The sequence below is a fragment of the Pseudomonas sp. GM33 genome (assembly GCF_000282295.1).
Taxonomy (GTDB): Bacteria; Pseudomonadota; Gammaproteobacteria; order Pseudomonadales; family Pseudomonadaceae; genus Aquipseudomonas; species Aquipseudomonas laurylsulfatiphila.
In genome coordinates this window covers 21,166-40,632 of the sequence record NZ_AKJO01000072.1, presented here as the reverse complement: position 1 = coordinate 40,632, position 19,467 = coordinate 21,166, and the positions used below count along the sequence as shown (strand labels likewise).

16 protein-coding genes, 1 tRNA gene and 1 pseudogene are annotated in these 19,467 nt (G+C 60.6%); 12 read left to right on the top strand and 6 right to left on the bottom strand.

Going from position 1 to position 19,467, the window contains the following annotated elements:
* Positions 1–28 precede the first annotated feature (28 nt).
* Both PMI26_RS18860 and PMI26_RS18865 read left to right on the top strand, forming a co-directional pair.
* The gene (locus PMI26_RS18860; RefSeq protein ID WP_007973362.1) at positions 29–985 is read left to right on the top strand and encodes a WD40/YVTN/BNR-like repeat-containing protein; all 957 of its coding nucleotides are present in this window, start codon (positions 29–31) and stop codon (positions 983–985) included.
* Positions 986–992: 7 nt separating this feature from the next.
* The gene (locus tag PMI26_RS18865; protein WP_007973361.1) at positions 993–3,419 is read left to right on the top strand and encodes an efflux RND transporter permease subunit; all 2,427 of its coding nucleotides are present in this window, start codon (positions 993–995) and stop codon (positions 3,417–3,419) included.
* A gap of 194 nt (positions 3,420–3,613) precedes the next feature.
* Here PMI26_RS18865 and PMI26_RS18870 read toward each other — a convergent pair.
* Positions 3,614–3,701: transfer RNA gene (locus PMI26_RS18870), tRNA-Ser, on the bottom strand.
* A gap of 123 nt (positions 3,702–3,824) precedes the next feature.
* Here PMI26_RS18870 and PMI26_RS18875 point away from each other — a divergent pair.
* The gene (locus PMI26_RS18875) at positions 3,825–4,496 is read left to right on the top strand and encodes a Bax inhibitor-1/YccA family protein (protein ID WP_007973359.1); all 672 of its coding nucleotides are present in this window, start codon (positions 3,825–3,827) and stop codon (positions 4,494–4,496) included.
* 61 nt (positions 4,497–4,557) lie between these two features.
* On the opposite strand, the gene PMI26_RS18880 is transcribed toward PMI26_RS18875, so the two are convergent.
* Together PMI26_RS18880 and PMI26_RS18885 are read right to left on the bottom strand one after the other, a co-directional pair.
* Positions 4,558–4,887: a YceK/YidQ family lipoprotein gene (locus tag PMI26_RS18880; protein ID WP_007973357.1), complete on the bottom strand. Its 330-nt coding sequence runs from the start codon at positions 4,885–4,887 to the stop codon at positions 4,558–4,560.
* Between the two features lie 56 nt (positions 4,888–4,943).
* Positions 4,944–5,381 carry an Lrp/AsnC family transcriptional regulator gene (locus tag PMI26_RS18885; protein WP_007973356.1) on the bottom strand — a complete coding sequence of 146 codons (438 nt, stop codon included), beginning with the start codon at positions 5,379–5,381 and terminating at the stop codon, positions 4,944–4,946.
* A gap of 136 nt (positions 5,382–5,517) precedes the next feature.
* Here PMI26_RS18885 and PMI26_RS18890 point away from each other — a divergent pair, with 136 nt between their 5' ends.
* On the top strand, positions 5,518–6,411 hold the full coding sequence (locus PMI26_RS18890; RefSeq protein ID WP_007973354.1) for a DMT family transporter: 894 nt from the start codon (positions 5,518–5,520) through the stop codon (positions 6,409–6,411).
* Between the two features lie 15 nt (positions 6,412–6,426).
* On the opposite strand, the gene PMI26_RS18895 is transcribed toward PMI26_RS18890, so the two are convergent.
* Positions 6,427–7,467: an FUSC family protein gene (locus tag PMI26_RS18895; protein WP_033047715.1), complete on the bottom strand. Its 1,041-nt coding sequence runs from the start codon at positions 7,465–7,467 to the stop codon at positions 6,427–6,429.
* A gap of 44 nt (positions 7,468–7,511) precedes the next feature.
* On the bottom strand, positions 7,512–9,137 hold the full coding sequence (locus PMI26_RS18900) for an NADP-dependent glyceraldehyde-3-phosphate dehydrogenase (protein WP_007973351.1): 1,626 nt from the start codon (positions 9,135–9,137) through the stop codon (positions 7,512–7,514).
* Positions 9,138–9,391: 254 nt separating this feature from the next.
* Between PMI26_RS18900 and PMI26_RS18905 the strand changes: the two are divergent.
* The 3 genes and pseudogenes from PMI26_RS18905 (at position 9,392) to PMI26_RS18915 (ending at position 12,474) form a co-directional block, all read left to right on the top strand.
* Positions 9,392–9,774, top strand: a pseudogene (locus PMI26_RS18905) (c-type cytochrome).
* A gap of 22 nt (positions 9,775–9,796) precedes the next feature.
* A complete protein-coding gene (locus PMI26_RS18910; RefSeq protein WP_007973346.1) occupies positions 9,797–11,191 on the top strand; it encodes a D-arabinono-1,4-lactone oxidase in 1,395 nt (464 codons plus the stop codon).
* 74 nt (positions 11,192–11,265) lie between these two features.
* The gene (locus PMI26_RS18915; protein WP_162130275.1) at positions 11,266–12,474 is read left to right on the top strand and encodes a DSD1 family PLP-dependent enzyme; all 1,209 of its coding nucleotides are present in this window, start codon (positions 11,266–11,268) and stop codon (positions 12,472–12,474) included.
* 105 nt (positions 12,475–12,579) lie between these two features.
* Here PMI26_RS18915 and PMI26_RS18920 read toward each other — a convergent pair whose 3' ends face one another.
* Positions 12,580–13,497, bottom strand: coding sequence for a SphA family protein (locus PMI26_RS18920; RefSeq protein WP_238540807.1), 918 nt, complete (start codon positions 13,495–13,497; stop codon positions 12,580–12,582).
* 238 nt (positions 13,498–13,735) lie between these two features.
* On the opposite strand from PMI26_RS18920, the gene PMI26_RS18925 reads away from it, so the two are divergent.
* The 5 genes from PMI26_RS18925 (at position 13,736) to PMI26_RS18945 (ending at position 19,465) form a co-directional block, all read left to right on the top strand.
* Complete coding sequence (locus tag PMI26_RS18925) at positions 13,736–14,776, top strand: AraC family transcriptional regulator (RefSeq protein ID WP_007973342.1); 1,041 nt, start codon at positions 13,736–13,738, stop codon at positions 14,774–14,776.
* Positions 14,777–14,901: 125 nt separating this feature from the next.
* Complete coding sequence (locus PMI26_RS18930) at positions 14,902–15,789, top strand: Dyp-type peroxidase (protein WP_007973341.1); 888 nt, start codon at positions 14,902–14,904, stop codon at positions 15,787–15,789.
* 16 nt (positions 15,790–15,805) lie between these two features.
* Positions 15,806–16,774 (top strand): Gfo/Idh/MocA family protein, encoded by a 969-nt coding sequence (locus PMI26_RS18935; protein ID WP_007973340.1) that lies wholly within the window; start codon positions 15,806–15,808, stop codon positions 16,772–16,774.
* Positions 16,775–16,985: 211 nt separating this feature from the next.
* Positions 16,986–17,738 (top strand): GntR family transcriptional regulator, encoded by a 753-nt coding sequence (locus tag PMI26_RS18940; RefSeq protein ID WP_007973339.1) that lies wholly within the window; start codon positions 16,986–16,988, stop codon positions 17,736–17,738.
* Positions 17,735–19,465, top strand: coding sequence for a fumarate reductase/succinate dehydrogenase flavoprotein subunit (locus tag PMI26_RS18945; RefSeq protein WP_007973338.1), 1,731 nt, complete (start codon positions 17,735–17,737; stop codon positions 19,463–19,465). The genes PMI26_RS18940 and PMI26_RS18945 overlap by 4 nt, the downstream gene beginning before the upstream one ends.
* Positions 19,466–19,467 lie beyond the last annotated feature (2 nt).

Below are 19,467 nucleotides of genomic sequence, written 5' to 3'. Positions count from 1 at the left end.
GATTACAAATACAAGAGAGGAGCGGCCAATGGCTATTTTGGGCAAGTCCGTTCACAGGGTGTTGTGGGCGGCACTCATCGCGGCATCTGCTGTACATGCCGAGACGCCTGGCTCGATCCAGACCGGGATCAATTCACAGCGAATCATCCTGCTCGATATCCAGCGCGTGGGCAGTCAACTGTTCAGTGCCGGCGAGCGCGGCTGGATCCTTCGTTCCGCGGATGACGGGCAACATTGGCAGGGCATTCATACGTCAGCCGATCGAACCCTGACCGGGCTTGCTTTCGCCAACGACCGACTGGGTATCGCCGTTGGACATGGCGCGACCCTGTTGCGCACCACCGATGGCGGTCAGCAGTGGACAGCCGTAGGGGTGGACGGTATCGGTCATGATTCGCTGCTCGGTGTCACCTACCTGGGCGGCCAGCATTTCGTCGCCTATGGCGCATTCGGTCACTATCTGGAATCCGTCGACGCTGGCTTGAGCTGGAGCAAGAAAACGGTGATGGGGGAGGACTTTGATCGGCACATCGCCAAAGTGCTGAAGGTCGGTGGTGACCTGTTCCTTTTCGGCGAATCCGGCACCCTGCTGCGCTCGCGTGACCTGGGGCTGAACTGGGAAGCGTTGCAATCTCCTTACGAGGGTTCTTTTTTTGGCGGACTGCAGACGCCAAGTGGTGCGCTGTTGGCTTTCGGCATGCGCGGCAATCTGTATCGCTCAAACGACCGGGGAGATACCTGGCAGCTGATTCCCCTGGACGCCAAGGTTGCACTGCAAGGGGGGCAGGTTTTGCCTGACGGGCGTATCGCCCTGGTCGGCAATGCCGGGTTGCTGGCACTGAGTAACGACGATGGCAAAAGCTTTGAGTTGAGTCACGCCGCCCGTGGCGGGCTCTCGCAGATAGTTGCGGTGACCGGCGGAGCCCTGGCCGTGGGCGATGCCGGTGTTCAGTCTCTGAGCTTGACGCAAGCGACAGCCAATTGAGGTTTCTATGAGTAAGTACCACGACAATCAGGGGCTCGAGCTTGTGGGCGACGTTCAGGTGCTCGACCGCCACCACTTCTCCCGTAGTCTGGTCGGTCGGGTGTCCTGGTGGATTTTTCACTTGCGTCGCCCGCTTCTGATTTTTTTCATTCTATTGACGCTGCTGTTTACCTTCACCGCCACACGGCTGCGTGTGGAGGCGGGCTTTTCCAAGATGATCCCGCTGCAGCATGAGTACATGCAGTCCTTTCTCAAGTATCAGTCGGTTTTCGGCGGCGCCAACAAAGTATTGCTGGCGTTGAAGAACGAAAAGGGCGAGATCTTCGACCCCGGATTCATGGAGAGCTTGCATCAGGTCACCGAGGAAGTTTTCTACATCAAGGGCGTCGAGCGTAGCTCGGTCACTTCGTTGTTCACCTCCAATGTGCGCTACAACGAGGTCGTAGAAGATGGCTTCAGGGGCGGCAACATTGTTGCGGCCGACTTCTCCGGTACTCCAGAGCAACTGAAGGCGGTGCGCGAAAATGTGCTGAAGTCCGATTGGGTCGGCCGTATCGTCTCCAATGACTTGAGCGCCGCCATGGTGGTGGCGAACTTGCAGGAAGTGGACCCGGAGACCGGTTTGCGCCTGGATCTGCAAGCGGTCAGCCAGTCCCTGGAGGCGATTCGCGCCAAACACGAAAAAGATGGCATCAGTGTGCACATCATTGGCTTCGCCAAGTCGACCGGGGATATCGCGGACGGTGCCGCCGGGGTGCTGCTGTTCTTCGCCGTGGCCTTCGTGATCACCGCACTGTTGCTTTATTGGTATTGCGGCTCGCTGATGCTGACGTCCTGGGCGTTGGTTTGCGCCATGGTCCCGGTGGTATGGCTACTGGGTCTGCTGCCGTTGTTGGGACTGGCACTCGACCCCATGTCGATTTTGGTGCCGTTCCTGATTTTCTCCATTGGTGTCTCCCATGCGGTGCAGATGACCAACGCCTGGAAACTGGAGGTATTGCGCGGTCACGACAGCATTACCGCTTCGCGCAATTGCTTCCAGAAACTCTTCATTCCAGGTGCCATGGCGCTGCTGGCCAATGCACTGGGGTTTCTGGTAATCGCCTTCGTGCAGATCGAGATGGTGCGGGAACTGGCCATCACCGCGACGTTGGGGGTCAGCCTGATGATCCTCACCAACAAACTGCTGTTGCCGATCCTGCTGTCTTACATGCGTATTTCGGCCAGGGATGCCGAGCGCCTGCGGGGCAAGGAAACCTCTGGGGACTGGTTGTGGGAGCACCTGGGGGGATTGGCAACCCGCAAGGGCAGTGTGCCGGTCATCCTGATTGCGATGGTTCTGCTCGGCGTCGGCATGTGGCAGGCGGGAAAGTTGAAGGTGGGAGACACGGGGCAGGGTGTCCCGGAGCTGCGTGCCGATTCGCGTTATAACCAGGACGTGGCGATGGTCACCCGTAACTTCGCCATCGGCGTTGACCTGTTGCAGGTGGTGGTTGAGGCAAAGGGCAACGAGTCGCCCTGTGTTGATCGCAACATTCTGGGCAAAGTCGAAGATTTCGAATTCGAGATGAAGCAGACCCCGGGCGTCGGTACGGTGCGAGGGCTGGCGGGCTATGTCGGGCAGATCACCCAGGGCTACGCGGAAACCTTCATCAAATGGCGCACCATTCCCGAGGAGCAGGCGCAAATTGCCCAAGGCGTGGGTTTCGCCACGCGCCTTGGCAATGAACTGATGAACTCCACCTGCAGTGCCATGCCGATCTCGCTGTACACCGAAGATCACCAGGCCTCGACTATCAGCAACATCATCGAAAGGATCAAGGCGTTCAAGGTAACCCACGACGGCGATGACCTTCGTTTTCAACTGGCCAGTGGCAATGTCGGGGTAATGGCCGCGACCAATGAGGCGGTCGAGGCGGCGGACAAGTGGGTGAATCTCGCGCTTTTCGGCTCGGTGACCTTACTCTGCCTGCTGAGCTTTCGCTCGCTGCGTATCACCCTGTGCATCATCCTTCCGCTGGCGCTGGTCACGGTGCTGTGCAACGGGTTGATGGCATGGCTGGGTATCGGTCTCAAGGTCAACACGCTACCGGTGGTGGCCCTGGGCGTCGGGGTCGGCGTGGATTACGGCATTTACTTGTTCGAGCGGATCAAGCACGAAATGCATTCACGTCATTCGGACCTGCGTCAGGCGTTTGTCGAAGCGCTGAAGCAGCGTGGCACTGCCTCGTTGTTCACCGCCATGACAATGACGGTGTCCGTGTCCACATGGGTGTTTTCCACCCTCAAGTTCCAGGCCGACATGGGCGTGCTGTTGGCGTTCATGTTCCTGGTCAATGTCTGGGGCGCCATCCTGTTGCTACCGGCACTCGCGGCATGGCTGCTACCGCCGGTGCACGCCGGCAAGCATCCTGAGCAGCCACCCGCAAACTAACTCCATGCAGTACTTTGGCGGCCTTCGGGCCGTCTTTTTTTGGGTGGAGTCAGGGGTGCTACGCTTGTATCGATACGCTTGGGCATCTGCCAGTTTGCTGCTGCAAAGGAGTGGGCTGAAGTGTGGGCTGGGAAACTTTACCAAACCCCAGAAACGACAAAGCCCTGAATAATCAGGGCTTTGTCGTATAAAGATGGCGGAGGCGATGGGATTCGAACTCATGGACCTGTTACAGTCGACGGTTTTCAAGACCGTTGCCTTAAACCACTCGGCCACACCTCCGTTTGCGTTGCGGGCGCCATAATACCTGAATGAAACACACTGTCAAACTCTCTGCATAGCTAGTTACAGAGCGTCTGTTATGATCTTTGCGACTGAACGTTTCAAACCAACAGGAGTGTCGCCATGCGCGAACAGGATTACGCAGTTAATAACAGCGTGCAGGCTGAGCAGCTAGAGGTTAGCCGCGTCCTGCGCAACACATACGGCTTGCTCGCCCTGACCCTCGCATTCAGCGGTGTGACGGCCTACGTTGCCCAGCAGATGCGTGTTGGCTACCCGAATATCTTCGTGGTGCTGATCGGCTTCTACGGTCTTTTCTTCCTCACCAACAAACTCCGTGATTCGGCCTGGGGCCTGGTGTCGGCATTTGCCCTGACCGGTTTCATGGGTTTCCTGCTCGGTCCGATCCTCAACCGTTACCTGGGTATGCAGGGCGGCGCTGAAGTGGTCAGCTCGGCCTTCGCGATGACCGCGCTGGTGTTCGGCGGCCTGTCGGCCTATGTGCTGATCACCCGCAAGGACATGAGCTTCCTCGGCGGTTTCATCACGGCAGGCTTCTTTGTGCTGCTGGGTGCGACGCTGGCGAGCTTCTTCTTCCAGATCAGCGGTCTGCAACTGGCAATCAGCGCAGGTTTCGTGCTGTTCTCCTCGGTCTGCATTCTGTTCCAGACCAGCGCCATCATTCACGGCGGCGAGCGCAACTACATCATGGCTACCATCAGCCTGTATGTATCGATCTACAACCTGTTCGTCAGCCTGTTGCAGCTGTTTGGCATCATGGGCCGTGATGATTGATCGTCGGTCTTGAAGTAAAAAAACCCGCTCAGGCGGGTTTTTTATTGCCTGGAATCCAGGATTACTCGGTAATGACAATGCTGCCGTCGGCTTGCTGACGGTAGATGGTATAGGGCAGCAGCAAGGTATCCATCGCCCCGGACACGACCGCGTCGAGCAGTACGATGGCGGGGGCGGGGCCATGTACCTGCGCATCCCGACCGTTTTCGAGGGGCGCGTTCAGCATGCAAAAGTCGTAGGTCACGCCGCTGTAGATTCGCGGTACCGCACCGCAGTAGCTCTTTTGTTTCTTGAGACTTTTCGAGGCCACTTCGTCACTGCGCACTACCGTCTGAATCGTGCCACAACCCGCAAGCATCATTGCGATCAGTAGCATTGTCTGAGTTTTCATGCCGTCAATCCTTCGCCGGAAACCATCAATCTACTTCAGCCTGAAGCAAATATCACTCACGCCATGGGCGGCAACCGGCGCTTGACCGGGGTTTTCTTGACGATGGCCGTGTTGGTTTCAGCGTGGGTGTTGAGGCGGTCGAGCAGGGTGTCCAGTTGTTCCATCGAGCGCACGTGCAGGCGTGCGATGAAACAGTCGTCGCCGGTCACCTTGTCGCACTCGGTGAATTCGGGAATGGCCATGATTTGCCGTTCCACCTCTTGCAACTGGCCCGGCAACGGGCGAATACGCACGATAGCCTGGAGTTGATAACCGAAGCTTTTCGGGTCGATTTCAACGGTGTAGCCCTTGAGCACGCCACGTTCTTCCAGGCGGCGCAGGCGTTCGGCAACACTGGGGGAGGACAGGCCGCTGATTTGCGCCAGGGCCTTGAGCGAGCGTCGCGAGTCTTCCATCAGGGCCGTGATCAGCACTTGGTCGATGTCATCGGTCATGGCGAAACCCTCTGTTAGGCATTTTTTCGAAACTGCCTTCATAAAAAAGGCTGAATCAGAGTTTAGCCTGCTTTTTGCTATGGAGTGGCGCTGTGGTGCATTGGCATACTTTGGCCACAAACAGAGGAGTCTGATGATGGACAAAAATCTACGCCGCGGTTCGTTTGAAATGACGGCCGCCATGCTGATCTCCGGCACCATCGGTTGGTTCGTGCTGGTGTCCGGGCAACCGGTGCTGGATGTGGTGTTCTGGCGCTGCCTGTTCGGTGCCGGCACCTTGCTGCTGATTTGCGCCGCCTTCGGCTTTCTGCGCCCTGGCATTCTGACCCGCACCACGTTTTTGCTCGCCGTGCTCAGCGGGGTGGCGATTGTCGGCAACTGGGTGTTGTTGTTCGCGTCCTATTCCCGGGCGTCGATTGCCATCGGTACCGCCGTCTATAACGTTCAGCCGTTCATGCTCGTCGGGCTGGCGGCGCTGTTTCTCAACGAAAAGATCACCGCACAGAAAATGGTCTGGCTGGGCGTGTCGTTTCTCGGAATGCTGGCCATCGTCAGTGCCCATGGCAGCCAGGGCGAGAGCGGCAGCGATTACCTGACGGGCATTGCCCTGGCATTGGGCGCGGCGTTTCTCTATGCGATTGCCGCGCTGATCATCAAGCGTTTGACGGGGACGCCACCGCACCTGATTGCGCTGATCCAGGTCAGCACCGGCGTGTTGTTGCTCGCGCCATTCGCCAATCTGTCGACACTGCCGCAGGCGCCGAGCGCATGGGCCAGCCTGGTGACACTGGGCATGGTGCACACCGGTGTGATGTATGTGTTGCTGTACGGCGCCATTCAAAAACTGCCGACTGCGCTGACGGGGGCGCTGTCCTTCATCTATCCGATTGCGGCGATTTTCGTCGACTGGTTTGCCTTCGGCCATCGTCTGGAGCCGCTGCAGTGGATCGGCGTCGCGGCAATCCTGCTGGCCGCCGCCGGTATGCAACAAGGCTGGTCACTCAAGTTTCGGCGCACGGTGACGCCGTAACCCGCTTCGCCGGCGTCAGATGTTCCAGTGCGGCGCGCTCCTGGCCAGGCGCTGGCGCATCTCGCCGATGTTGGCGGCCAGTTGTTGAGTCAGCAGGCGATAGCCATCCAGCCTGTTGTAGACCGGTGCATCGAGGCTGACCAGCGGCACCTCCATGGGCCGATCGAGGCGCTGGGCGGCGCCTGATTTCAACGCCCGGGCCATGCCGATCAATTGCACGCGGATCTGTCGATGTTCGGCTTTCAATGCCGTTTGCAGGAGCGTCATGGCCTCGGGGTCATTGGCGTCCGGTCGGGTATTGCCAAGGATTTCCAGGGTGCTGACGCACATGCGCAGGTTGCGCTGGATGGCATCGAGCTCGGTCATGGAAATCTTCACTTCCTTGGACACCGACGGCATCAGTGAGCGCAGTTGCACCATCGCCGCATTCAGGCGCGTCATGAGCTTGAGGTGTTCATCGGCGGTGATGGCCTGGCCGTCAATGATGCGCCCATAGACTTTCGCGCAATCACGCAGGGCATCGGCCAGGTTGTAGCGCCAGGAATACACCGCGTACAGCGGCAGGGCGAAGGAAAACGCCAGGGCCAAGGCAATGCCGATCAGGATATCCACCCCGCGCCACAAGCCATCGGTGACCGGGTTGTCGCCATGCCCCGCGACGATGAACACGGTAATCGCCGACAGCAGCGCGGTGTAGCCGCCCTTGCCGATGGCGTGATACGAGAAGAACCCGCAGACCACCGACATCGCGAAATAGGTCAGCCAGGGCATTCCGAGCCAGGCCTGTTGTGCCACCAACGCCAGGCCGACACCGGCGCCGATCAAGGTGCCGATGGCACGCTCGGCGGCTTTCTTGCCGATGTTGCCGTGGTGCTGCAAACCGCCGATCACCACCAGCATGGTCACCGACGCCCATTCACCGTGGGGCAGTTTGATCCCGGTGGTCAGCAGGATCGTCGCCAGCAAGCCGAGCGACACCCGCACCGCATGGATCACCCGGGCATGGCGGTAGCGTCGGTACGGGTCCAGCAACGGACGCAGCAATCGGCGCAGCAGCGGTGGCAGTCGATCGGCTCTGGATGTACTCAGGCTGGCTCTCCTCAGAAGATGTAGTCGGTGGTCAGGAAGCTCGAACTGCGGCCACTGATGATCTCGCTGATCAGGTCCTTGTTGGTCTCCTGGAACTTGGTGGCCACCAGCGTGCGGATCGAAAACACCCGCAGTGCGTCATGCACCGACAGGGTGCCTTCGGCCGAGTTCTTGCGACCATTGAAGGGGTAGGTGTCCGGGCCACGCTGGCATTGGGCATTGAGGTTGATGCGTCCGACCTGGTTGGCAAAGGTGTCCACCAGCCGGCCGACCGCCACCGGATTGGTGCCGAAGATGCTCAACTGCTGGCCGAAGTCCGACTCCAGCACGTAGTCGATCACGGTATCCAGATGACGGTACGGCACGATGGGGATGACCGGGCCGAACTGCTCTTCCTGATAAACGCGCATCTGCGGCGTAACCGGGTACAGCACCGCCGGGTAGAAGAACGACGCACGGGCCTCGCCACCGTTGGGGTTGACCACCCTGGCGCCTTTGCTCTCGGCATCCGCCACCAGTGCATGCAGGTAGTCGACCTTGCCCGATTCCGGCAGGGGCGTCAGGGCGACGCCACTTTCCCAGGGCATGCCGGGCTTGAGGTTGGCGAGCCTGGCATTGAATTTGTCGATGAAAGACTCGACCACGTCTTCGTGGACAAACAGGATCTTCAGGGCCGTACAGCGCTGGCCATTGAAGGACAGCGACCCGGTCACCGCTTCACTGACCGCATTGTCCAGGTCCACTTCCGGCAGGACGATGCCCGGATTCTTCGCATCCAGGCCCAGCGCCGCGCGCAAGCGGTGGGGTTTGGGATGGAGTTTTTTCAGGTCGCTGGCGGCCTTGTTGGTGCCGATGAAGGCAAAGATGTCGATCTTGCCGCTGGCCATCAACGCACTGACCGTTTCGCGGCCGCTGCCATAGATGACGTTGATCACCCCGGCCGGGAAACTGTCGCGGAAGGCTTCCAGCAGGGGGCGAATCAGCAGCACGCCGAGTTTCGCCGGTTTGAACACCACGGTGTTGCCCATGATCAACGCCGGGATCAGCGTGGTGAAGGTTTCGTTCAGCGGATAGTTGTAAGGCCCCATGCACAGGGCGACGCCCAGCGGCACGCGACGGATCTGGCCGAGGGTGTCCTGTTCCAGTTCGAAACGGCTGGAGCGGCGGTCGAGCTCTTTCAGCGCGTTGATGGTGTCGACAATGTAGTCGCAGGTGCGGTCGAACTCCTTTTCCGAGTCCTTGAGGTTCTTGCCGATTTCCCACATCAGCAACTTGACCACGGCGTCGCGCTGCTCGCGCATGCGCCCGAGGAAGGTTTCGACGTGCTGGATGCGCTCGGCGACGCGCATGGTCGGCCACAATCCCTGGCCACGGTCGTAGGCGCGCACGGCAGCGTCGAGGGCGGTCAATGCGGTGTCGGCATCGAGCAGCGGCGTGCTGCCGAGTATCACTTGTTCGTCGCCATTGGCACCGGTCAGGTACACCGGGCTGCGGACCTGGGCCAGTGGCCCGTTCCAGGTTCTCAGTACGCCATCGACCAGGTACTCACGCTGTTCGGTCTGGCCGTCGAGGCGGTACTTTTCCGGGATGTCGGCGGGGCTCGGGAACAGGTTCTGGAGAATATCGGCTGTGGTCATGTCGTTACCCCTCTGGATTGGGTGATGCACTGATGAATCGTTTTAGCAGACCTCAGCAACCCTTGTCATGACTCATCTCAGCGTTTTTGCCGTCCTTGGGTTTATCGGCGCCCTCCGTCATGGCCTCAGAAGCGCCCCTTGTTGGCCCCCAATGCCCTCAACCCGCCCGGGTGGAGTGCCTTAGTGTTGAGCTCTCCTTGAGCACAACAAAAAAGCTGCACCCGGCCAACCGGGCAGCCCATGAGAGGACAGCCATGCGGGCAAGCCGATTAACTGAAAAGCCTAGCCTTTGTTTGGCCTTGGCGGTGGGTGTCTTTGCGGCGTTGCTGGCGGGGTGCGGCGAAGAGCCGAAAAGCCGACCCGCAGCGAAGCTGGTGCCGCGAGGCCCGCCGACGCCGAGCTGGCCCAGGTCTACGACAACAGCTGCAAGCTTTGCCACGCCAACCCGGCGGCCGGGGCACCACTGACCGGCGACATCAAGGCCTGGGCGCCACGGGTGCTGCAGGGCGCCGACACGCTGCTCGATCACGCGATCAACGGCTACAACGGCATGCCGCCAATGGGCATGTGCATGCAGTGTTCGCAGGAACAGTTCCTGGCGCTGATTGCCTTCATGTCCGGCCAGCAAATCCAATAACAAGAACGGCAGGGTGCGATTCATGACGATGGACCTGACACGGCGTCAGTTGTTGCAACGGGCGAGCGTCATCGGCGCCTTTACCGCGCTCGGCTCAGCCCCGGCACTGGCCGAGCTGCTGCGCGCGCCACGGTTGATTCCCTGGCGCAACTGGTCGGGCGGCCAGAATTGCCTGCCGGCGGCGCGGCTGGCGCCCAAGAACCTGGATGAATTGACCCAAGTGGTACGTCAGGCCCCCGGCAAGATCCGACCGGTGGGTTCGGCGCATTCCTTCAGCGCGCTGGTGCCCACCGACGGCACCTTGCTGTCGCTGAGCTATTTCTCGGGGTTGCTCGATCACGATCCGAAAACCCTGCAAGCCGAGTTCGCCGCCGGCACGCCGATGTCGCGCATGGGCACACCGCTCAAGGATATCGGCCAGGCCCTGCAAAACATGGCCGACATCGATTACCAGACCCTCGCCGGCGCGATTTCGACCTCGACCCACGGTACCGGCAAGCACTTTCAATCCTATTCGGCGCATGTCTGCGGCTTGCAATTGGTGACCGCCGACGGCGAGGTGCTGGATTGCGATGCCAATCGTCATCCTGAGGTGTTCAGCGCCGCCAGGGTGTCCCTGGGGGCGTTGGGCGTGGCGACCCGGGTGCGCCTGCAAAACCGCCCGGCGTATCGCTTGCGGGAGCGGCAGTGGATCGCCAAAACCGAAGAGTTGCTCGAAGACCTGGACAAGAACACCCGGGAAAACCAGCACTGGGAAATGCTCGTGGTGACCCATTCCGACTACGCCTTGTCGATCGCCCTGAACGAAACCACCGACCCGGCCACACCGCCGGTCCCGGCGGATGAGGAGGGCGGCAACGAGTTTGTCACCTTGATCGAGAAGATTGACAAGTACGCCAGCGACTTCCCGGACCTGCGCCGCACGATGCTCAATAACCTGCGCCACCTGGCCAGCTTCGATGACCGGGTGGGCGACTCGTTCGACATCTACGCCAACGTGCGCACGGTACGCTTCAACGAAATGGAATACTCCGTGCCGGCCGAATACGGCCCGGCCTGTTTGCGCGAGATCCTCAAGCTGATCCAGGACAAAGACCTGCGCACCTGGTTTCCGATCGAATACCGTTACGTCAAGGCCGATGACATTCCCTTGAGCATGTTCGAAGGCCGCGACAGCTGTTCGATTTCGGTCCACCAGCACTACCAGATGGATCATCACAACTTCTTCGCCGCCATCGAGCCGATTTTCTGGAAGTACAACGGCCGGCCGCATTGGGGCAAGTTGCACACGCTGAACGCGAAAAACCTGCAGCCGCTGTACCCGCGCTGGCAGGAGTTCATCCAGGTGCGGCAGGCACTCGACCCCAGCGGCAAATTCCTCAATGCGCATTTGTCATCGATCCTGGGGGTGAGCTGATGGCCGTCAATCGCCGTAATTTCATGTTGGGTGCCGCAGGCGTCGGCGCCTTGTTGGCGGGTGTCGGGGCGTGGCTGCGGCCGGGTGACCGAGGTGCGCCCTACAGCGACTATTTCCGCCTGCTCAACCGCGAGCTCAAGGACCACGGGCCGATGCGTCCGGTGATGCTGATCGACCTTGATCGGCTGGATCACAACGTCGACGTGGTGATGCAATCGGTCAAGCGTGGCGGCAAACACCTGCGGCTGGTGGAAAAATCGCTGCCGGCACCGGGGCTTCTGGCCTACATCATCCAGCGCGCCGGTACGCAACGCCTGATGTCGTTTCACCAGCCCTTTCTCAATCATGACGCCGTGCAGTTTCCCGAGGCTGACATTCTGTTGGGCAAGCCGCTGCCCGTGCGTTCGGCGCAGTTGTTCTATCAGTCGCACAAAGGGTTTTTCGACCCTTCGAAGCAATTGCAATGGCTGCTCGATACGCCGGAGCGTTTGCAGCAATACCTCGCCCTGGCTCAGGGGCTGGGCACGCGCGTGCGGGTGAACATCGAACTGGATGTCGGGCTGCATCGCGGCGGTATCAGCGACCTGGGCGTACTGGGGCAGATGCTGACGCTCATCAGCCAGCACCCGCAGCACCTGGCGTTCGCCGGGTTCATGGGCTATGACCCGTTCGTGGGCATGGGCGTGCCGGGGATTCTGGGTTCGCCCGAAGAGCTGTTCGCCAAGGTGATGGTGATCTACCAGCGCTGCGTCGATTTCACCCGTCAGCAATACCCCGGTTTATGGCGAGAAGGATTGACCCTCAATACGGCCGGCAGCCCGAGTTATCGCATGCATGAGCAAGAGCAGCTCAGCAGCGAAGTGTCGGTGGGGACGGCGATGCTCAAGCCCACTCACTATGACTTGCCGTCACTGGTGGAGCATGTGCCGGCCGCTTACATCGCCACGCCGGTGCTGAAAAGCACCGGGGCGGTGAACATTCCGGCGCTGGACGACAAGTCCAGGCTGTTTTCCTGGTGGGACACCAATCAGCTCGAGACGTTTTTTATCTACGGCGGCAACTGGATGGCGGAGTTCGAATCGCCACCGGGGTTGCAGAGCAATGGTGTGTATGGCCGCAGTTCGAATCAGGAGATGGTCAATGGTTCGGCGGCGGTGGGGCTTGGTGTTGAGGACCAGGTGTTCTTGCGGCCTGCCCAGACGGAGGCGGTGTTGTTGCAGTTTGGGGATCTGCTGGCGGTTCGGGGTGGGAAGATTGTGGATAGCTGGCCGGTGTATTCCTGATATTTGTTGGGTGATTGTTCCGACGCCTTCGCGAGCAGGCTCGCTCCCACAGGGAAATGCATTCCAAATGTGGGAGCGAGCCTGCTCGCGAAGGCGTCAGCTCAGTCAAAACGCATACGGAATACTGACCTTGGCCCAGAGCATTTCCCCTTCAGGCCGGTTTTCCACGTCGAACTCCTTGGCCCAGCGAATCTCCGCGCTGGCGTACTTGAGAAAGGTCCAGTGCAGCGCCGGACCAATCGCAAACACCTGGCCGCGCACCCCGTCGTTCACGTCCTGGCCGTTGAACTGCACGGTGTGGCCGAACTGTTTGTCATCGGTGGTTTGCTTGAGGTAGTAGCCGTTCAGCCCGAACATCAGGTCGTCGGTGATCTTGAAACTGGCGGAATAGTCGATGTGGAAAATCTGCCCCGACTTGTAATCGGTGTCCTTGTTTTTCTCGTTGAAACTGTAGGTGGTCTTCATCGACACCTCGGTTCTGTCCGTCGGCAGCCAGGTGAAGGAGAACAGTGGTTTGTAGGTGTAGAAGTTGTTGCTGGTGTTGGCCAGGCGATCGACACTGTATTCGCCGGTCGGCACCGTGACTTCAATGGCGGCGCCGAGGGTCAGGTTCGGGCCCATGTCCCAGAGAATGATCGGCGCGATGGTGGTGTCGCCCATGCCTTCGCGGGTGTCCTGCGGCAGGCCGAACACCGAGACTTCCTGCTTGAGCCAAGGCTGGGCGATGTAGCCGGCCAGCCGGCCGCCAAACACCCGCACCGGGCTGAGGTAATCCAGGCGCGGAATGACGGCCGTGGATTCGATTTCGACGTTCGGCACCTTGCCGCCGAGGGAGCTGATGTTCAGCTTCGTGGCCTTGTAGTGGTTGTAGTAGAGGTTGAACGCAACCATGTTGTCCGGAAGGCTGTCGGGCGACAGCGGCAACATGAAAAAGCCGTCGGTGCCGGGGCCGATGTTGTCCACGCCAGCCTCGGTGGCCAGGGCCGGTTGCAGGGCGCAGACGCCGGCCAGGCTGATGACCATCAGGGGAAGTGTCGTGCGAGTCGCGATCATGGGTGTACTCATTATTATTGTTAGCGGGCTGTCCGGCATCCCTACGAGGGCCGCCCCATAGAAATAAGCTGTCCGCGCCCTGCAAGGCAGGGTATTGGCGGCCATTTAGGGGGACTTCTGCGGACAGCCTTCAAACGCTGTGCTAACTTCCTTCGACATAACCGGTTACAAAAATAAGAATGATGCTCGTCCCGGAATGTATGGCCCCATGCAAATGAAAGTGACCGATCCCACCTTCGAATTGGCGCTGGTGTCGCCGTTTCTCCTGCAAACCCTGGCCGAAGTCGCCGAGCACAAAGGCATCGACCCCCAGAGCCTGTGCCGAGGGTTGGGGTTTGACTTTGAAGACCTTCAGGATCCGGCGCAGCGTATTTCCTATCGCCAGGCCGTGGCCATGATTCAGCGTGCGCTCAAGGCCTTGCCCAATCAGGGGCTGGGCCTGTGGGTCGGCGCGCAGAACGTGCTCGGCACGCTGGGGCTGTTGGGGCATGTGTTGTCGCTGTGCAAGACCCTGCGCGATGCCTTTGAACTGGGCATTCGCCATCAACACACCTCGGGCGGCATTGTCGTGTCCAGTGTGGAGGAGGCGGGTGACCGGGTGTTTGTCGACGTCGAATGCCGCTTGCCGTTCGCCGACGTGCAGTTGTTCGCGGTCGAGGAGTTTTTCGCCAGCCTGCTGGTGTACGGCCGGGCCCTGGTCGGGGCGGATTTCAAGCCGATGGCCGTGCAATTCATCCATGCGGCGCCGGACTATCTCGGCGAATATTCGCGCCTGCTGGGGCCGGATGTGCGTTTCGGTTGCCTGCAAAACCGCATGGTGATCGATGGGCATTGGCTGGACGTCCAATTACCCAATCACCACTCCCTGGCCCTGCGTCAGGCCGTGAAGCTTCTCGAACTGGAAGCCGCGCAGGTGCACCAGAAAATGGACCTGATCCAGGCGGTGGAACGGGCGATTGCCCGGGACCTGACCGAGGGCAGCCACATCGAGAAAATCGCCAGCGACCTGAACATGAGCAGCCGCACCTTGCGTCGCCGCCTCACCGAACACGCGCTGACGTTCGAAGCGCTGCTGGAACAAGTGCGCCAGGCCCGCACCATGAGCCTGCTGGCCAACCCGGACATGTCCATCGAACGCATCACCGAGGAAGTCGGCTACAGCGACGTACGCAGCTTTCGCCGGGCGTTCAAGCGCTGGACCGGCATGAGCCCGAGTGCGTTCCGCAGCGAAAGCCCCGGCGTGGTTTGATCCTTCTGTGGTGAGCGGCTTCTGTGGTGAGAGGGCAAGCCCCTTCGCCACAGGTTCCTGACCTCCAACGGCACACAAAACCTCACACACCGGGTAAACTCCATGCTCTTTTTCAAGGAGTTCATATGAGTCATTACCAGCCGGGCATTCTCGCCACCCCCGTTCCTCCTCAAGCCCGCCATATGTTCTTCGCGCTCGAATCCGTCGCTGCACTACCGGCCGCGCTCGATAGCCTGCAAGGGCTGGTGGACGGCAAGTCGGTGGTGGTCGGCTTCGGCGAGTCCCTGGTCAAGGCGCTGGACGGGCAGATCGAAGGTCTGCGGCCGTTCCCGGCGCTGACGGGCGTCGGCGTCGACAATCCGTCGACCCAACACGCGCTCTGGTGCTGGCTGCACGGTGAAGACCGTGGCGAGTTGCTCAACCGCAGCAACGCCATCACAGCGGCATTGGCCCCGGCGTTGCGCCTGGTGCAGATGAACGAAACCTTCCGCCACATGACTGGCCATGACCTGACCGGCTACGAAGATGGCACCGAAAACCCGCACGATGAAGCCGCAGTAGCCGCTGCACTGGTGGCTGAAGGCGCGGACGGCACGGTGGGTGGCAGCTTCGCCGCGATCCAGCAGTGGCAGCATGACTTGAAAGGTTTCCATGGGCTGTCGGCGGATGAGAAAGACAACATCATGGGCCGCCGCCTGAGCGATAACGAAGAGATCGACGATGCGCCGGTTTCCGCCCACGTCAAACGCACCGCCCAGGAAAGTTTTGCGCCCGAGGCCTTCGTGGTGCGCCGCTCGATGCCGTGGATCGAAGGTGACCGCGCCGGCCTGATGTTCCTGGCCTTCGGTTTCTCCCTCGACGCCTTCGAAGCCCAGCTGCGCCGCATGAGTGGCCTGGAAGACGGCATCACCGACGGCCTGTACCGCATCAGCCGTCCGGTCACCGGTGGCTACTACTGGTGCCCGCCGCTCAAGGACGGTCGACTGGACCTGCGCGCATTGCGTATCGACTGAACGGCAAGGAGAGCCTATGAACCTGGTGCGCTGGGGCATGATCGGTTGTGGCAGTGTCGCTGAACGCAAAAGCGCGCCGGCCTTCTACAAGGCGCCCGGATCGGCGCTGGTGGCGGTGATGGGGCGGCGCCTGGAAGCCGTCACCGATTACGCCGCGCGCCACGGCATCGCGCGGGTTTATACCGATGCGCAAGCGCTGATCAACGATCCCGAGGTCGACGCCGTATACATCGCCACACCGCCCGACAGCCATCACGCCTATGCCTTGCAGGTGGCCGCCGCCGGCAAGCATTGCTGCGTCGAGAAACCGATGGCGCTCAACGCCGGGCAAAGTCGCGAGATGCAGCAAGTGTTTGCCGATGCCGGGTTGCATCTGTTCGTGTCCTATTACCGGCGTTCGCTGCCACGCTTCCGGCAGGTGCGGCAATGGCTGGAGGAGGGGCGGATCGGCGAGGTCCGGCACTTGAGCTGGACCCTCACCAAAGCCCCGGCGGCAGCGGATCTTGCGGGCGCGAACAACTGGCGTACCGATCCGGCGATTGCCGGTGGTGGCTATTTTGCCGATCTGGCCAGCCATGGCCTGGACCTGTTTCAGTACCTGTTCGGCGATATCGTCGAAGTCGCCGGATTCACCGCACGGCAGGCCGGTTTGTACGCGGCCGAAGATGCCGTCAGCGCCACTTGGCGGTTTGCCAGCGGGGCACTGGGGATGGGCTGCTGGAACTTCGTCGCCGATCGCCGCGTAGACCGGGTCGAAGTGATTGGCAGTCAAGGCCGGATCAGCTTTTCGGTGTTCGACGAGCACCCGGTCGAGCTGCACGCCGACGAGGATCTCAGCCTGACCATCGAGCATCACGCGCACATTCAGTGGCACCACGTGTTGGGCATGAATGCGCATATTCGTGGTGAGGCGCAGCATCCGGCGGTGGCCGCAGAGGCGCTGAAGACCGATTGGGTGATGGACCGGATTCTCAAGCGGCACTAACTCAGACCAAACACTATCCCCTGTGGGAGCGAGCCTGCTCGCGAAGACATTGTGTCAGGCAATATTTTGTTGGCTGACACTCCGCTTTCGCGAGCAGGCTCGCTCCCACAGGGACGGTGGTGAATCTAACCTTATGCGCATTCGGTATTTCTCAAGCGTGTCATAACCTCTCTAAGATCACGTCATAACTCGTTATAACAAGTGATCTGCCATGCCCGATAACGTTCTATCCCTGAGCAGCGTCCCGCTGCACACCCAGCTGCGAGACGTGCTGCGCGCCCGCATCCTCGACGGCGAATACCCGCAAGACAGCCAGATGCCTTCCGAAAGCGAGCTTGGCGCCTTGTTCAAGGTCAGCCGCATCACCGTGCGCCAGGCCTTGGGTGACCTGCAAAAGGAAGGGCTGATCTTCAAGATCCACGGCAAGGGCACTTTCGTCGCCAAGCCGAAAACCTTCCAGAACGTCAGCACCCTGCAAGGCCTGGCCGAGTCCATGACCGGTCGCGGCTATGAGGTGATCAACCGCCTGCGCAGCTTCAAGTTCATTGCTGCCGACAAGTTGGTCGCCGAGCGTTTGCAGGTCGAAGAAGGCGAGGTCGTGGCGCAGATCAAACGGGTGCGCCTGATCAATCGCGAGCCGATTTCCCTGGAAATCACCTACCTGCCCAAAGCTGTTGGTGAGCGCCTGGAAAAAGCCGACCTGGTCACCCGCGACATTTTCCTGATCCTGGAAAACGACTGCGGCCTGGCGCTCGGTCACGCTGACCTGGCCATCGATGCGGTACTGGCCGACAGCGACCTGACCCAGGCGCTGAACGTCGAACCCGGCTCGCCGATCATGCGCATCGAGCGTCTGACCCACGACGCCGAAGGCCGGCCAGTGGACTTCGAACACCTTTACTACCGTGGCGATGCCTTCCAGTACCGCCTGCGGATCGACCGGCAAAAAGGGGATCAGGCATGACGCGCAGCACGTTGGAGCAGGAATACGACATCGTCGTGATCGGCGGCGGCACCGCCGGCCCCATGGCGGCGATCAAGGCCAAGGAGCGCAACCGCGACCTGCGGGTGTTGTTGATCGACAAGGCCAACGTCAAGCGCAGCGGCGCGATCAGCATGGGTATGGACGGCCTGAACAACGCGATCATTCCCGGCCACTCGACACCGGAGCAATACACCAAGGAAATCACCATCGCCAACGACGGCATCGTCAACCAGGCGGCGGTGTACGCCTATGCCACCCACAGCTTCGAAACCATCGAGCAGCTGGACCGCTGGGGCGTGAAATTCGAGAAGGACGAAACCGGCGACTACGCGGTGAAAAAGGTCCACCACATGGGCGCTTACGTGTTGCCGATGCCGGAAGGACACGACATCAAGAAAGTCCTGTACCGGCAGTTGAAGCGCGCTCGGGTAAGCATCACCAATCGACTGGTGTGCACGCGTTTGCTGACGGATGAAGAGGGCGCGGTCAACGGCGTGATGGGTTTCGATTGCCGCACGGCGGACTTCCATGTGATCAAGGCCAAGGCGGTCATCCTCGCTTGCGGTGCCGCCGGACGCCTGGGTCTGCCGTCCTCGGGCTACCTGATGGGCACCTACGAAAACCCGACCAATGCCGGCGACGGCTACTCGATGGCCTACCACGCCGGGGCCGAGCTGGCGAACCTTGAATGCTTTCAGATCAACCCGCTGATCAAGGATTACAACGGCCCGGCCTGCGCCTACGTCACCGGTCCCCTGGGTGGTTACACCGCCAACAACAAGGGCGAACGCTTCATCGAGTGCGACTACTGGAGCGGGCAGATGATGTGGGAGTTCCATCAGGAGCTGGAGAGCGGCAACGGCCCGGTGTTCCTCAAGCTCGATCACCTGGCCGAGGAAACCATCCAGAACATCGAAGAGATCCTGCACAGCAACGAGCGTCCGAGCCGTGGCCAGTTCCATGCCAATCGCGGCACCGACTACCGCACGCAGATGGTTGAGATGCACATCTCGGAAATCGGCTTTTGCAGTGGGCATTCGGCGTCGGGGGTGTGGGTCAACGAGAAGGCCGAGACCTCGGTCAAGGGCTTGTACTCGGCCGGTGACATGGCGGCGGTGCCGCACAACTACATGCTCGGTGCGTTCACCTATGGCTGGTTTGCCGGCAACAACGCGGCGGACTTTGTCGCCGGGCGTGAGTTTTCCGCGCTGGATGCCGCGCAGATCGAAAGCGAAAAACAGCGGGTCTATGCACCGCTGGACCGCGAACACGGCCTGCCACCGGCCCAGGTCGAGTACAAGCTGCGGCGCTTCGTCAACGACTACCTGCAACCGCCGAAAGTGACGAAGAAGATGCAGATCGGCCTGCAACGCTTCAGCGATATCCAGCGCGACCTCGACCAGATCAAGGCCCACAACGCCCACGAACTGATGCGCGCCATGGAAGTCAGCATGATCCGCGACTGCGCCGAAATGGCCGCCCGCGCTTCATTGTTCCGCGCCGAAAGCCGCTGGGGGCTTTACCACCATCGCGTCGATCACCCGCAACGCAACGACCGCGACTGGTTCTGCCATTGCCATCTGAAGAAGGACGAAAACGGTTTGATGAGCAGTTTCAGGAAAGCCGTCGAGCCTTACATCATCCCGCTGGATGCCGACGAGATGCAGGCTTACGACCGGCTGCGGGTCGGTGCCGATGCGGCTTGATG